The organism is Streptomyces sp. CB03238 (assembly GCF_002099185.1).
Lineage (GTDB): Bacteria > Actinomycetota > Actinomycetes > Streptomycetales > Streptomycetaceae > Streptomyces.
The window spans coordinates 168,741-181,704 of record NZ_NBCN01000015.1 but is presented as its reverse complement, the minus strand read 5'-3'; the positions used below and the strand labels follow the sequence as shown (position 1 = coordinate 181,704).

Below are 12,964 nucleotides of genomic sequence, written 5' to 3'. Positions count from 1 at the left end.
CACCCCACCCATACAGGGAAAATGCCCGCGCCACAGCCTTCTGCAACACGCTTTAGGAGCGATAACCCTGCCCAGCGTCGTTTGCGCATACTGGTTCCCCCTGGTTGTGCCCATGTCGTCTGCCACACGGCCAACTCGCATGGCGTGTTCTTGGGGAAGCCATGTCAGTCGGCCAGCTCCATGAACACAAGGTGGCCTGGCCACCAGCAAATGGTCAGCGGACACACGCGAACAGACATAGCCGGAGGTGAAACGCCCGGCTGGACGGGCTGGGATGGTTGAGGGCACCTGTGGAATGGCGCATACGCCTCCGTTGATTCCTATCCAGGGGGCGGTAGCGGCCGCTTGCTGTGGCAGGGCCCTTACAGACGTGCAGGATCGACACGCCTTCGCTACAGCTGAGCTTGTCGTTTAACGAAGAGGAGCCCTGGGCTGCCGCTCTGTTGGTGCGGGAGTGATGAAAGCGGCCGTCGTGCTGATGAATCTGCGCCAGGATGAAGCCGTGTATGACATCGCTTACCGCCCTGCCCAGCCCCCACGAGCTAGCCACCGTCGCTGAGTTGCGGTGGCGGTGGGTGCAGGAGCTCTACGGAACGCCCGACACCACGCTGGACGAGTTCGTTCCCCGGTTCGTGGCATGGGCCCGGGAGACCGAGTCCTCGCATCGGTGCATGGTGATGGTCCGTGACGACGTTGTGATCGGCATGGCCTGGCTGGAGATCACGCAGCGTGTGCCGCATCCGCGCGCGTTCGAGCGGATGTCGGGGGACGTTCAGTGCACGTACGTCGTGCCCGAGGAGCGTGACCGCGGCCTGGGAGGCGAGCTGATCGAGCCGGTCTTGGCCTGGGCAAGGGACCTCGGTCTTGAACGGGTGACCGTTCACTCCAGCGACCGGGCGGTTTCGGCGTACTCCCGTCATGGCTTCGAGGTCTCTCCGCGTCTGCTCCAGGTCGAGGTTGGGCAGGGCCGCGCGGGGTGAGTCCTCTGACCGGTGGCCGGGGTGAGTCGCTGGCCATATAGTCGCAGTTCCGGGCGGACTTCTATGGGTGTCTCACGGGTCGCTCGGACGCGTTATTCGAGCTGACGGACGCCCTCCTTTGCACGGAGGGCCCTGTCAAAAAACGCTGGTGGATCTCGCGCTCACGCCCGAACACCGGCGGGGTCACGGAGCCCTGTACGGCGGGCTCAACCAGGGGCGGATCGACTTAGGTCGGCTCCGTCGAGCCCTGGCCGGCTTGCCGTTGCCAAGAGCGGCGGACGGCAGGCTGGTCCTGGCCATCGACGTATCACCCTGCCTGAGGCCGGACGCGGCAACCTACCCGGACCGTTTCTTCTGCCACACATACGGCCGGGGTCAAAACGAGCACCGGATGATCCCTGGCTTGCCGTACTCGGTCGTGGCCGCACTGGAGACCGGCCGCACCTCCTGGACCGCCGTGCTGGACGCCATCCGGCTGGAGCCGGGGGCCGATCTCGCGGCCGTAACCACCGCCCAGGTTCGTGAGGTCACCGAGCGGCTCATCGCCGCTGGTCAGTGGCGAGAAGGAGACCCGGAGATCCTGGTCGTCCTGAACGCCGGATACGACGCACCCCGCATCGCTCACCTCCTGTCCGGCCATGGCCGACACCACCACGCGTCTACGACGAGAAAGGCGGGCGCCCACCCAAGCACGGCGGCGAGTTCGTCTTCGGCGACCCTTCTACGTGGCGCACCGAGCTGGCCGTGACGACCACGGATACCCGGCTCCATGGAAGAGCCACCGCGCAAGCCTGGGACCGGCTCCACCCCGGCTCACCCGCCGGGCGGCAGTGTCGGGTCGCGCCAGGAGATGGTGTTCTCGCTGGTGAGGCGGCGGGCCATGAGGTCGGTCATGGCGAGGTGGATCACGGCTTCGGAGTGTTCGGGGAGGGTTCGTAGTCGCGGGCCAGGCGGCGGTGGAGCATGAGCCAGCCGTAGGTCCGCTCGACCGCCCACCGCTTCGGGATCGGAGTGAAACCCCTGGTCCCCCGGGTGCGGGCGGTGATCTCCATGTCGATGCCGAGAGCGGCTGCGTGCTCGACGAGGTGCTGGCGGTAGCCGCCGTCGACCCAGACCTTGCGTCTGCCGGGGTGTTCGGCGGCGACCTGGTCCAGGAGCCGGGTGCCGGCGGTGGAGTCCTGCACGCTGGCCGCGGTGACAAACACCGCGAGCAGGAGTCCGAGCGTGTCGGTGACGATGCTCCGCTTCCGGCCGGCGATCTTCTTCCCGGCGTCGACGCCCTGGCTGGAGGCGTGAACGCTGGTGGAGGTTTTGACGCTCTGGGCGTCGATCACCAGGCCGTTGGTTCGCCGTCCCGTCCCTCCTTCTGCCGCAACAGCTGCCTGAGCAGGCCGTTGAGCTGGGCGAACACGCCTTCCTGCTGCCACTTGGCGAAGTAGCCGTAGACCGTGTTCCAGTTGGGGAAGTCATGCGGGAGGTAGCGCCACTGGACCCCGGCCCGGTCCACATACAAGATCGCATCCATGATCTCGCGCAGGTCATGCTCGGGTGGCCGGCCGAAGTCCAGGGCCCTGCCCCGGCACTCAAAACGCCAGGCTGAGAGCACCGGCTCAATCAACTCCCAGCGTGCATCGGACAGATCACTCGGATAAGGGCTTCGCGTCGGCATACTTCCGGCGTACCGCCCCTTACCGAGTGCGCCCAGGCGCACAGCGACGACGACGGAAGCACACAGGCCGCGAAGGTCGGGCGTTCTGGGATGTGACAGGAAGAAGCCTCATCTCGCCCCACCTGTCACACTCGGCCCACGGGATCCAAAGCACACCTGCTACCTCACGATCACCACGACCCCGCACTCCGAGAATCAGTTCATTCCGATGCAGTACAGATGAAAACGACCTCTCCAGGCTGTTTCCGAACCCGATGCCCGGCCGTCCCCGCTTCCCGCCGCCGGGGGGTGCGCCTGAAAGTGGGGGTGAGCCAGCAGAGGGGGCCGAGTCGAGGCAAGGCGGTGCACGAGGAGACCGGCCGACGGCCAGGTCCGCACCGTCGCTGTGGACTGCCTCACGGTGACGTGGCACCGCTTGTCCTGCCCGCACTACGCGGCCGACCGCGTCTTGGCCGGTGGCGCGCGGGCAGTGATGGGCGTAGACCGGAGGTATGGCCGGCGCGCAGCGGGCCGGCGCGATGTGCCATGGCCGCTGCCCTCGGGGCCGGCGCCGCGGCGGCGCGACCGCCGGCCCTGTACGTCATCAACCATGAGGAGCGGAGCATGAATCGTGATCGCGGCACCGGGACGGTAGGCGATTCTCATGGGCCGACGCAGGGGTGGACTCGACTTGCCCCGCTGAGCGGCGTGGTTTTCTTCGTGCTGCTCGTGGCCTCCGCCGTCACGGCTCAGGATACCCCCAAGGAGTATGCCTCCGGCGTGAACGTGCTCTCTTTCTTCAAGGCCCATGAGAGCACCACAAAGGCGTCCGCCCTACTCGCGGGCTTGGGGGTCGTCTTCTTGATCTTCTTCGCCAGTTGGCTGCGCACGCACCTGCGTAGTAGGGGGGCAAGCGCGCTTGCGACAGCGGTCTTCGGCGGCGCTGTCGTGATCGGCGTCGGCGGCGCGGCTCGCGCAGGGATTGGCTGGGCGCTCGCTTCTGGTCATGACAAAATCGACCCCAGCGCTGCCCAAGCGCTCAATGTCTTGCATGCGAGCCATTACCCGGCCGTCGTCGGTATTGCGGTCTTCATGTTCGCCACGTGGCTGTCGGTCTTGCGGACCGGCGCGTTGCCACAGTGGCTGGGATGGTTGGCCCTGCCGATCGCCCTCATCGCGATCGTGCCGCCTACCCTGATTCCGCTCATCGCTGCGGGCGTGTGGATCTTGATCGCCAGTATCGTCATGTACGTGCGCGGCGGTCAGACCGGTCGCGCCGCCTGACCCTCGACTCACCGGGGGTGGAGCCCCCGGTTTTCGTAGATACCTGGTGGCTGATTGACGACCCTGGACGGCCACGGGTGAGGTCAGGCGGCCATCCGCGGCGGGGTGGCGGGCAGACGGACGAGGCTCCTGTTGCCCTTGGTCAGACGGCGGGTCATCAGCGTGATCGCCGCCCAGGTGATCAGGGTCTCGGAGTACTAAATGAGCCGTTCGTAGTCCCTCGCATGCCGGCGGGCGTTCATCATCCAGGCCGGCGAACGTTCGACGACCCAGCGGCGGGGCAGGAGCACGAATCCGGAGCTGTCCTTCGGCCGGGCAACGGTCTTGATCGTCAGTTTGAGATGGCGTTTCGCCCAGGTCACGAGCTTGCCCGCGTAAGCGCGGTCGGCCCAGACGATCGCGATCTCGGGGTGCATCAGTCGCAGCCGGAAGAGGACCTCCTTCGCCGCCGCGGAGTCGTGCAGATCGGCTGGGGTGACCATGACCATCAGCGGCAGGCCGCGGGTGTCGACCACGAGATGCCGCTTGCGGCCATTGATCTTCTTGCCCGGATCGTAACCACGGCTGTCCTTGCCGACGGTCGAGGCCGCCTTCACGGACTGCGAGTCGATGATCGTGGCCACGGCCCTCGGGCCTTTGCCCATCTCCCGGCGGATCCGCCCGGCGAGGACGTCGCGGATCTGGCCGACGACACCGCAGGCGGCCCAGCGGGCCGTGAACCCCCAAACCGTGCGCCAAGGCGGGAATCCGCAGGTAAGGCCCGCCATTTGCAGCCAGTGTCCACGACATATCGGATGGCGTCGACGATCTCGCGGCGGGGATGCTTCTCCGGCCGCCCGCCGCGGGCCGTGTCACAGGGCGGGGGCGGCAGCAGCGGCTCGATCAGGTACCACTCGTCGTCCGTCATGTCCGAGGGACAGCGAGGGCGACGCATCTCCTCCTCCGCAACCGACCTGCGGCGGGGGCCGACCGGCGAAGCCGGGCGGCCCCCGCCAAGGAGACGGTCAGGCACTGGCTATGAGACCGAGGGTGGATTCGATGGAGTTGAGCTGGGCAACGATGTGACGTACCCACTTGTCGTTCGGGTGGGCGGCCGCGTGCGGGGCGACGGTGCCGGTGATGAACCGGCGGAACTTGGTCAGCTTCTCCCTGGCCCGCCCGTTCGTAGGCCTTAAGCGCGGCCTGTTCGGCGCCGAGCTGATAGCCGTCTCCCCTGGTCCATATCAGCGGCGGCCAGCCCTTGGATCAGGCCTCGTCCAGCAGGGCCGCCAACCCCGAGCGGACCTGACTGGTCGACAGTCCGCTCGCGCGGATAACCGCGAGTATTTGGGGTTGTCCGGGGGAAACGTGGGGTGCACGGCCGGATGTACCCCAACGGGCTCGACCCTAGGCTGATTTCAGACATGAATTCCCCATTGTCGGCGAGGGACTCGGCGATGCCCCGGTATCTGGTCGAGCACTATTTCTCGCACGGGATCGCCGGGTTACTGACCGACGAGGCGATCCGCAAGCGGCCCGCCAGGTGGGCGCTCCTGTGGAGGCGATCCATCTGATCACCTTCCTGGATCCCCACGCGCATTCATCGACATGACTACTGCAGCAAACAAGGGGGTGCTCCCCGTGGCACACAAGAAGATCCAGATCCGCGGCGTCAGGCGGGCGATGGTGGTCGCCGTCGCGCTGGGCACTGCGGCAGGGCTCGGCACCGTCGCGCCGGTGCAGGCGGCGCCCCAGCAGGCGACTGTGTCCGTGTGGACCAGCGACGGCTGGGGTGGCGGCACCGTCACCAGCCAGCCGGCCGGGATCAACTGCCACCAGCCGGCGTGGCAGCCTTACAGCGAGGAACCGCAGCAGCCACCTACCGGCACCTGCTCCGCGAGCTTCCCGGTCGGCACGACCGTGACCTTCACCGCTACGCCCGACCCGGGTTCCTACTTCAACTATGCCGACCCGAATCCTAAGACCGTGTACCCCGGATACAACCCTGTGTACGTCGTGTTCTGCCCGGAGAACGACTACTGCATGGCCCCCCTCTGACCGCACAGCCCTGCCTATCGTGAGCGCGAAAAGGCCGCGAGCAGGCGTTCCGGGGGCCGCCGGACGTTCGCCGAGAAAGCGGCAGAGCCGCCGATGGGGCTTGGCCGCGTCAACAGCCGCCGGGGCCGTCGCGGCTCATGCCGCCGCTGCTGCCGGAGTCACCACCGTTCCCCAGCCTCCCTGCCAGACCATCCACAGGATGAGCGGCCCCAGCCCCACAAGGCGATCACCTCCATCGATTCCACAGGATTGCCCTCAAGAGCGGCGCGTGCCGCCCGTGCCCCTGCGTGCGCTGTTGAGCGAGGCGTAAGAAAGGGCGTCTATACGGACGCCTGGAGGGGCATCCAGCCAGCGTCAGCTGACATCAGGTGCTCGGAGTTGCTCCTGGCACGGCGGAGGCGGGCCCAAGGGCTGTGAGCTTCAGCCGACCCCTGCCGGGCTGCCCCTGCACGCTGGATTGCGTAGCTCCGTTTCAGTGGGCACCCGTTGCACCATGACGTCGATCATAGGAGCTGCCGGGAGCGTCTACTGAGCCTGCATCGAACGCTCGTGCGATCAAGGAGGATGCAAGCTTGAGTGCGGCCATCGCGTGACTCGAGGGGTCCGGCTCGGCGGTCGCCGCTGACTTCACCCCCCAGCGCTTCCCCGCCGGCCGCGCCAGCCGCGCGACCTGCGGCCGGTCCCGGTTCACCAAGAGCGGCAGGACATGGAAGGTCATCGCCCCGGAAACCGTCCTGCGGCGGAAGCCACCCTGACACACACGAAGTCCTGCTCCGCCGTGTCAGTCGCAGGGGCCTCCACAGGGGGCATCTCCAGCCCGACGGGCGACGACCGGAGACGCGAACCTTGTCCCCAGGTGCGGCAGCAGGTCCATGCAGCGGTATGGGTACACCTACCAGTGACATACGAACCCGAACGCCTTGTGACCGCTCCCCGGGCCTCGCGCCGCACTCTGCAGCCGACGCATTTGCGCTCATGCCATGGACATCGACATTGAGGAGTGGGCGAGGCAAGGACGTCCAGCGATCAGCGACATGATCAACGCTTTGGGCGGGGACTCGGAGGCGTTCAGCCGTGATCCCCTCTCAGCCCTTCCTCTGCTGGACGATTTCGTCCTCCGTATGCCGTGGCAGCAGTTCGAGGAGGACGACTGGGTCTGGATCCATGCGCAGCTCGTGGCGTTCGTCGCGGAAGTCCTCAAGCACCACTACGCGGGGGTATGGAAGGCACTACCGGCGCCTGCCACGCCTACCGGCTGGATACCGGTCATCGAAGTCCTCGGCAAGGACCAACAGCTCCGTCACGTGGTCCCCATGTCCCTGGTACACGACGAACTCCATCCCGTTCCACAACGAGTACCACGTCTGATCGAGCGGGCCATCGCCTCGCAGGACACGGCCCGGAGCGCGGGAGCGAGCCCGGGCGGAGTGCGGCGAGGTGACCTGCTGGCCTCAGGCGGGGCGACCACCCGGGGCTGAGACCCCCGGGGTGCTCCTACTCCCATTCGACCAGGTACCCCCGGTGCCGTACGCATCCGCCGTCGGCCACCAGCGTCGGCTCCCCTGAGTACCAGTCGGGACGCAGCGACAACTCGATGCCGTGGTCGTCCGTCGTCCGGACGCCCGGGAGGCCGGCCCCCGGCTCACCCTTTCCGGGGGCCGGGACGTCCTTTACCGTCAGGCCCTGCGCGGACCACTCCTCGCGGAGCGTGTCAACCGCCGCCTCATACGCGGTGCGGCTTGCGAACTGGGGTGCCCAGCTGACGCTCGGCTGGTCACGGGTGACGCCCTCGGCGTCGACACCAAGGTCGTCCTTACAGGAGGCGTTGGCCATCTCCCGCTGGTCCACTATGGACGAGGGGTCCATCCTCAGCCGCCGCACCGCGTCCTCACCCGCCTCCTGCGTGAGCCGCAGGTGCTCGCGGAACTCCGTCTCCGACATCACCCGGCCGCCCGCGCAGCCCTGAGTAAGTGCGGCGACGAGCAGCACCACACTGCCAGTAATCAGTGTTCTGGTACGGCGCCCGCGGTGTGGCGCGAGGTCCGGACAGTGCGAGGCGGAAAAGGGCGTCATCGTCATAGGCCCATCTCAGCAGGCAGATCCCGCCGGGCAGGACCGCTCCCGTACTCAAACACCGGTGAGTACGCCGAGCACCCCGCGTGGTCGGCCGCGGCTGGGCGCACGGCGACACGGTCCTCCAGGTAGTCCTGATCTTGTGGTGTCACATCCGGAGACGCTGCGCTGTCCCTTCTACGGAAACGAGAGAAGGGATCGTCAAGATGAAGGCCGTCATCGTGTGCGTCTCCGTGTCACACGGCAATACGCGTCATGTCGCCGACACCATGGCCCAGGTACTGGGCGCGAAGGTCGTTTGCCCCGAGGAGGCCGACCTGGCCGAGCTGGCCGGCGCCGACCTCGTGGGATTCGGCTCGGGCGTCTTCTACAGCAGGCTCCACCCCCGCCTGACCGACTTCGTCAGGGCACTTCCAACGAGGCCGGGCCGGGCGTTCGTGTTCGCCACCAGCGGGCTCCCCGAGATGCCGCCGGCGCCTTTCACCCGCCCACTGGTCCAGCTCCTGCGGCGCAAGGGCTTCGAGGTGGACGGGACCTTCTCGTGCCGGGCGTTCGACACCTGGACGCCCTTCAAGCTGGTCGGCGGTATCAACAAGCAGCGGCCGAACAGCGGGGACCTGGCCGCCGCACAGGTGTTCGCGGAGCGTCTGCGGCACGGGAGAAGGCCGGTAGCGTGACCGTGCCGCCGATACATGCAGGAGTGCCAGTCCTTCGAAGGCAAGGGGCGCGCCATCGGTCAGGCCATGACGTCAGGTCAGCCACGGCCACCGGGTGCGGGTAGTGGGGGCGTCCGGTCTGTGCTGGGTAGCGGTGGAGCGGGCGCGGGAAGCGGTCGGCTTCGCGGTAACCGGGGATGGGCGCGGCCGGCTGCGGTGAGGGGCCAGCGGTGCTCCACAGCTCCATTGTTACCCACCGCAAGCGCGACCCGTCGCCGTAGATACGTCGTCAGGACGTCACGGCCGCGCGTCGGACGGCGGCGGCGAGGGTCGTGCCGATGGCCTTGGCGCCCTTGGCGTTGGGGTGCAGGGGCATGGCGGCGCGGGTGCGTACCCATCCTTCGGTGAAGCGGTTGGCGGGTGCGGCGCACGCGTCGTGCCCGACACCGAGGGGATAGGTGTCGACGAAGACCGCGTCGTGCTCCTGGGCGGCCTGCTTCAGCCGGCTGTCGAGGTGGCCGATTGTGCCGTGGAGGTAGTCGGCGTCCATGTCCCAGATGGGTTGGGTGGGAAAGCAGCCACCGGGGCGGATGACGTTGCCGTAGCCGATGACGAACACCTTCGCATGGGGCGCGCGGCGGTGGATCTCGTCCAGGGCTGCCGCGAACCTGGGAGCCCACGCGTCGATGGCGGCCTTGACCTTGTCGGAGCCGCCTGCGGTGTTCTGTGCGGCGCAGCTGGTCCCTTCGGGCTTGGGGTTCAGGTTCAGGCAGTCGAGGGCGAGCGTGACCAGACCGATGTCCACACCGCCAATGGTGATGCTGACGATGTCGGTGTCGGAAGTGAGCGCGTCGTACTGGGCGCCGGTGCCCGGATACTGGGAGGTGGTCAGGTCTTCGACGGTGGCGGCGGAGCAGCTGACGTCGGCCAGCTTGGCATCCAGGGCCTTGGCGGCGACGTGTGGGTAATTGACGAGTGAGCGCAGGCACAGCAGGTTGGATACATCGGGCGGCGGCACTTGGGGTGAGGCGGCGAAAGAGTCACCGAGGGCAACATACTGGAGAGGCTCGTCCAGCTCTGCTGAGGCAACCGGTGCCGCAGCCAGGCAGGCAAGCGTTCCAGCGGCGATGAACGCGGTCAGGAAGCTACGCTGCATCGATCTCACCAGGTGACCCCTTTTCTCCCGTTTCACACAGGTCCTATCGCGTCCACCCCTTCCTACCATGGTGTCCATCTTGTCCAGTGACTCCCATGGCGATTGCAGTGCAAACGATCACCGACCCGTTGCGGGCGCCGGCGGTACGCGAAGCGAGCCGGCGCCCGTCCCGGTCCGGCCCGGTTGGCCTGTCAGCCGAGGAGGGCGACGGGCAGGGTTGTCAGCCGGCTTCCCTGCAGTTGGCCGTTGCTGCTCAGCCGGAGTTCGGTGAAGGGGACAGTGAGGCGGGCGTCGGGAAAGTCGGTACGCAGCACGGTGGCTACGGCGTGCAGTTCGAGCTGGGCGAGTTGGGCGCCGATGCAGTAGTGCGGGCCGCCGCCGAAGGAGAGGTCTGGTCCGGGGGTGCGGGCGGGGTCGGTGTTGATGCCCTGGATGTCGATGAGCACGGGCGCTCTGGCCGGAAGCCGCGTCCCGGCAAGGTCGATCTCGGCGGTGGTGAACCGCCAGAGTGTGAACGGGGCGGGCGGGTGTTGCCTGAGTGTGTCGTGGACCAGCTCCTCGATGCTCTCTTCGTTCTCTGCGTCCGCCGGGTTCGGATGGGGCCGGCCCGCGAGTGTGCGTGCGACAAGGGTGCCGAGGGCGGCGTCGGTGGTCAGCTGTCCGGCGAAGATCAACGCGAACAGGTGATACTGGAGCTGGTCCGGGGTGGTGTGCGCTGGGACCCGGTCGCGTAATTCGGTGGCCAGCCCCCGGGTGCCGTCGAGGAGTCCGTATCCGGCGAGCTCGGCGATTTCGGAGATCGCCGTGCCCCGCTCGCGGGGCTCGTTGCTGAGCATCCGTCCGCAGGCGCCGGCGGCTCGATCGACGTGGCCGAGCGGGATACCGAGCAGGTCAAGCAGCACGGTGAGCGGATAGCGGGTGGTGAAACCGGCCGTCAGGTCGACCTCGCTCCGTTCGGCGGCGAGCCCGGTGAGGAGCTGTCGGGCTATGGCGTGAATGCGGTCGGACTGGGCGCGGATGCGTTTGGCGCTCAGGAGAGGGGCGTGGGCGCGTCGCAGTTCGGCGTGTTCGGGGCCGTCGAGGGTGGTGAGGGAGGGTTGTTCGGCGGCGGTCGGCTCAAGTCCGGCCGTATGACGGTCCCAGCCGTGAGGCGCGAAGGCGGGGTCCTTGGCGATCCGGGGGTCGGCGAGTACCTCGCGCGCCAGGGCGCCGTCGGTCACGATCCATGCGTGTCCTCCGGCCGGGGCATCCACCTGGACGATGGGGCCGGCGGCGCGTAGAGCGGCATGGACCGGATCGGGTTCGGTGATATGACGGACGGTTGCGGCGAATGGGTCAATGCCCTTGAGGCGGGGAGTCTGCGGCATCAGCAGTCCTTGAGGTCGTAGGGGGTTGGGGATGCGGCCTCGGGCGGTGGAGTCGCCGGCGGCCGCGCCTGTGGTCGTGAGTGGATGTGCCGTGTCAGCCACTGAAGCGGGGAAGCGGATCCGGTCGTCGGCGGTCGGCGCACACAGGCCTGGGCTCCTGCACCGTGAAGCATCTCAACAGAAAAACCTTCACGGTGAAGTTACTCTATGGTGAAGCTATGCTGGTTCATGACAGGCTGTCAACGTGCACCGCCGACGGGAATCGTGTGCGGCAAAGGGAAGAATGAGGGCCTCAGTGGACGAACGAGCACGCAGGGACGTCGCGGCGCAGCGGGAAAGGCTGGCGGAAGGGCTGAGGGCCTACGGTGCGGGCTTCACCGAACTGGGCCGCCGCTTCGCCGTACTGCTGGGCGTGCACTCCACCGACGCCTTCGCGTTGCTGGAGATCACTTCTGCCGAAGTCAGGGGCGCCCCGCTGTCTCCGGCCCTGCTCAGCAAGCGCATTCCACTGTCCTCGGGAGCCATGACGGCGCTGCTGAACCGCCTCGAGCAGGCGGGATACGTCGTGCGCACCCGCGGACACAGCGATCGACGGGCCGTCACTTTGCACAGCACCACACAGGCCAGGGAACTCGCCGAGCAGTTCTTCGGACCCGTCAACGACCGCCAGGACGCCGTCTTGTCGCGGTACCCGTCGAAGGTACTCGAGCAGTTCGAGACCCTCCTGGCCGAACTGCACTCCACCATGGATCTCCAGTCGGGTGGTCGATAACCAGCGCCCTGACCGCGACGGTCCCTGGTTCGGCACACATACGTGGAGTCCTGGCGGCAGCGGGCGGGCTCGCGCCGGCACAGCCCGGTCAAGCCAGACGGGAGCTGCGCTGCCGCCTGACCCGCCGATCCCGCCGCCTCAAGCGCGCGGCGACGCGTGGGTGAATCGGTCCGCCCACGATGGGACGTACCGCTCCGGCCCCGCCGTGATCCGCAGTTCCTGCGGCCGGTACTCGTTGAGGTCGTCCGCGTGCTCGACGACGAATCCGGCCGAGCCGAGCACCTGTGCCATTGCGTCCCGCATGGCCCGGCACGCCTTCCCGTGGTGCAGTACGGCGCGGTCGGCGAGGTCACCGCGGAGCAGAGCACCCGCCGAGGCGTCCGCCAACGTGTGATGGACGCACCAGGCGACGAAGACCGATGCGATGCCGTCGTCGCCCTCCTCCTCGACGTAGACGTCCGCGCCCACCCGGAAGGCCTGCTGCCGCGAGTTCATCCCTGACCCGGCTCGCGAGAGCATGCGCGCTCACGACGGCCCCCCGTATACCGCTTCCGCGCCGGCCACTATCATGCGCAGCCCTTCCTCGACCTGCTGGTCGTAGTCGGTGAAGACCTCCGGGCCCGCCGCGGCGGCGAGCGGATGGGCAGCGAGGCGGGCGGCCCATTCCTCGATGTCGTACCCCTCGCGCCGCTCGTCGCGCATGGGCCGGACGCCCTGTTCCTCGCTGACGAAACCCATGGTGTACGCGTAGGCCGTGCCGCCCACCCGGGGCGCCTGGGCGAGCGTGAAGCCCGCCTCGGTCATGACGCGCAGATGGCCCTCCAGGGAGGCGGCGTACCCGGTGCCGGTGAACCGGGCTCCGCCGTACACCTTGGCGCCGTCGCGGTGGCGCAGGAGCTCCGTGCGCAGGGTGCGGCAGAAGGCGGTGAGCTGCTGCTGCCAGGCGCCGGGCGGGTCGGCCGGGAGAGGGCCGGCGGTCATACGCCGGTGC

At 67.9% G+C, this 12,964-nt stretch carries 12 protein-coding genes and 4 pseudogenes; 8 read left to right on the top strand and 8 right to left on the bottom strand.

What is annotated here, in order from left to right; all coding sequences use genetic code 11:
* The first annotated feature begins 575 nt into the window (after window positions 1–575).
* On the top strand, window positions 576–980 hold the full coding sequence (locus BKD26_RS26470; protein ID WP_241518849.1) for a GNAT family N-acetyltransferase: 405 nt from the start codon (window positions 576–578) through the stop codon (window positions 978–980).
* Between the two features lie 5 nt (window positions 981–985).
* Window positions 986–1,790, top strand: a pseudogene (locus BKD26_RS26465) (transposase); the annotation flags it as partial.
* Window positions 1,791–1,793: 3 nt separating this feature from the next.
* Here the strand turns inward: BKD26_RS26465 and BKD26_RS26460 are convergent.
* Window positions 1,794–2,649 (bottom strand): annotated as a pseudogene (locus tag BKD26_RS26460) (IS5 family transposase).
* Window positions 2,650–3,252: 603 nt separating this feature from the next.
* Between BKD26_RS26460 and BKD26_RS26455 the strand changes: the two are divergent.
* Window positions 3,253–3,912, top strand: a complete 660-nt coding sequence (locus BKD26_RS26455) for a hypothetical protein (RefSeq protein ID WP_143662716.1) — start codon at window positions 3,253–3,255, stop codon at window positions 3,910–3,912.
* Between the two features lie 83 nt (window positions 3,913–3,995).
* Here BKD26_RS26455 and BKD26_RS39360 read toward each other — a convergent pair.
* Window positions 3,996–4,846: pseudogene (locus BKD26_RS39360) on the bottom strand (IS5 family transposase).
* A gap of 70 nt (window positions 4,847–4,916) precedes the next feature.
* Window positions 4,917–5,238 (bottom strand): annotated as a pseudogene (locus BKD26_RS41605) (RacP protein).
* A gap of 77 nt (window positions 5,239–5,315) precedes the next feature.
* Here BKD26_RS41605 and BKD26_RS40530 point away from each other — a divergent pair.
* The 3 genes from BKD26_RS40530 to BKD26_RS26425 all read left to right on the top strand — a co-directional run bounded on the left by BKD26_RS40530 (window position 5,316) and on the right by BKD26_RS26425 (window position 7,427).
* Entirely contained in the window at window positions 5,316–5,465 is a 150-nt protein-coding gene (locus BKD26_RS40530; RefSeq protein ID WP_179166710.1) for a hypothetical protein, read from the top strand.
* 34 nt (window positions 5,466–5,499) lie between these two features.
* Window positions 5,500–5,949 (top strand): hypothetical protein, encoded by a 450-nt coding sequence (locus BKD26_RS26430; RefSeq protein WP_241518848.1) that lies wholly within the window; start codon window positions 5,500–5,502, stop codon window positions 5,947–5,949.
* Between the two features lie 980 nt (window positions 5,950–6,929).
* Entirely contained in the window at window positions 6,930–7,427 is a 498-nt protein-coding gene (locus BKD26_RS26425; protein WP_143662715.1) for a hypothetical protein, read from the top strand.
* Between the two features lie 16 nt (window positions 7,428–7,443).
* Here the strand turns inward: BKD26_RS26425 and BKD26_RS26420 are convergent, their stop codons facing one another.
* Window positions 7,444–7,941, bottom strand: coding sequence for a hypothetical protein (locus BKD26_RS26420; protein ID WP_107418008.1), 498 nt, complete (start codon window positions 7,939–7,941; stop codon window positions 7,444–7,446).
* A 287-nt stretch (window positions 7,942–8,228) separates the two neighbouring features.
* On the opposite strand from BKD26_RS26420, the gene BKD26_RS26415 reads away from it, so the two are divergent.
* Entirely contained in the window at window positions 8,229–8,699 is a 471-nt protein-coding gene (locus tag BKD26_RS26415) for a flavodoxin family protein (protein WP_084902889.1), read from the top strand.
* A 268-nt stretch (window positions 8,700–8,967) separates the two neighbouring features.
* Here the strand turns inward: BKD26_RS26415 and BKD26_RS26410 are convergent, their stop codons facing one another.
* Together BKD26_RS26410 and BKD26_RS26405 are read right to left on the bottom strand one after the other, a co-directional pair.
* Window positions 8,968–9,834, bottom strand: coding sequence for an SGNH/GDSL hydrolase family protein (locus BKD26_RS26410; RefSeq protein ID WP_084902886.1), 867 nt, complete (start codon window positions 9,832–9,834; stop codon window positions 8,968–8,970).
* Window positions 9,835–10,025: 191 nt separating this feature from the next.
* A complete protein-coding gene (locus tag BKD26_RS26405) occupies window positions 10,026–11,054 on the bottom strand; it encodes a cytochrome P450 (RefSeq protein WP_241518847.1) in 1,029 nt (342 codons plus the stop codon).
* 442 nt (window positions 11,055–11,496) lie between these two features.
* On the opposite strand from BKD26_RS26405, the gene BKD26_RS26400 reads away from it, so the two are divergent.
* On the top strand, window positions 11,497–11,973 hold the full coding sequence (locus tag BKD26_RS26400) for a MarR family transcriptional regulator (RefSeq protein WP_241518846.1): 477 nt from the start codon (window positions 11,497–11,499) through the stop codon (window positions 11,971–11,973).
* A gap of 138 nt (window positions 11,974–12,111) precedes the next feature.
* Here BKD26_RS26400 and BKD26_RS26395 read toward each other — a convergent pair whose 3' ends face one another.
* Both BKD26_RS26395 and BKD26_RS26390 read right to left on the bottom strand, forming a co-directional pair.
* Window positions 12,112–12,468 (bottom strand): hypothetical protein, encoded by a 357-nt coding sequence (locus BKD26_RS26395; RefSeq protein WP_084902878.1) that lies wholly within the window; start codon window positions 12,466–12,468, stop codon window positions 12,112–12,114.
* 30 nt (window positions 12,469–12,498) lie between these two features.
* Window positions 12,499–12,954, bottom strand: a complete 456-nt coding sequence (locus BKD26_RS26390; RefSeq protein ID WP_143662714.1) for a TetR/AcrR family transcriptional regulator C-terminal domain-containing protein — start codon at window positions 12,952–12,954, stop codon at window positions 12,499–12,501.
* Window positions 12,955–12,964: the final 10 nt, after the last annotated feature.

What these genes read in the sequence shown, in the direction of transcription:
- BKD26_RS26425 (WP_143662715.1), top strand. Translation starts at nt 6,930, where the DNA reads ATGGACATCGACATTGAGGAGTGGGCGAGGCAAGGACGTCCAGCGATC.
- BKD26_RS26455 (WP_143662716.1), top strand. Translation starts at nt 3,253, where the DNA reads ATGAATCGTGATCGCGGCACCGGGACGGTAGGCGATTCTCATGGGCCG.
- BKD26_RS26390 (WP_143662714.1), bottom strand. Translation starts at nt 12,954, where the DNA reads ATGACCGCCGGCCCTCTCCCGGCCGACCCGCCCGGCGCCTGGCAGCAG.
- BKD26_RS40530 (WP_179166710.1), top strand. Translation starts at nt 5,316, where the DNA reads ATGAATTCCCCATTGTCGGCGAGGGACTCGGCGATGCCCCGGTATCTG.
- BKD26_RS26395 (WP_084902878.1), bottom strand. Translation starts at nt 12,468, where the DNA reads ATGAACTCGCGGCAGCAGGCCTTCCGGGTGGGCGCGGACGTCTACGTC.
- BKD26_RS26415 (WP_084902889.1), top strand. Translation starts at nt 8,229, where the DNA reads ATGAAGGCCGTCATCGTGTGCGTCTCCGTGTCACACGGCAATACGCGT.
- BKD26_RS26430 (WP_241518848.1), top strand. Translation starts at nt 5,500, where the DNA reads ATGACTACTGCAGCAAACAAGGGGGTGCTCCCCGTGGCACACAAGAAG.
- BKD26_RS26410 (WP_084902886.1), bottom strand. Translation starts at nt 9,834, where the DNA reads ATGCAGCGTAGCTTCCTGACCGCGTTCATCGCCGCTGGAACGCTTGCC.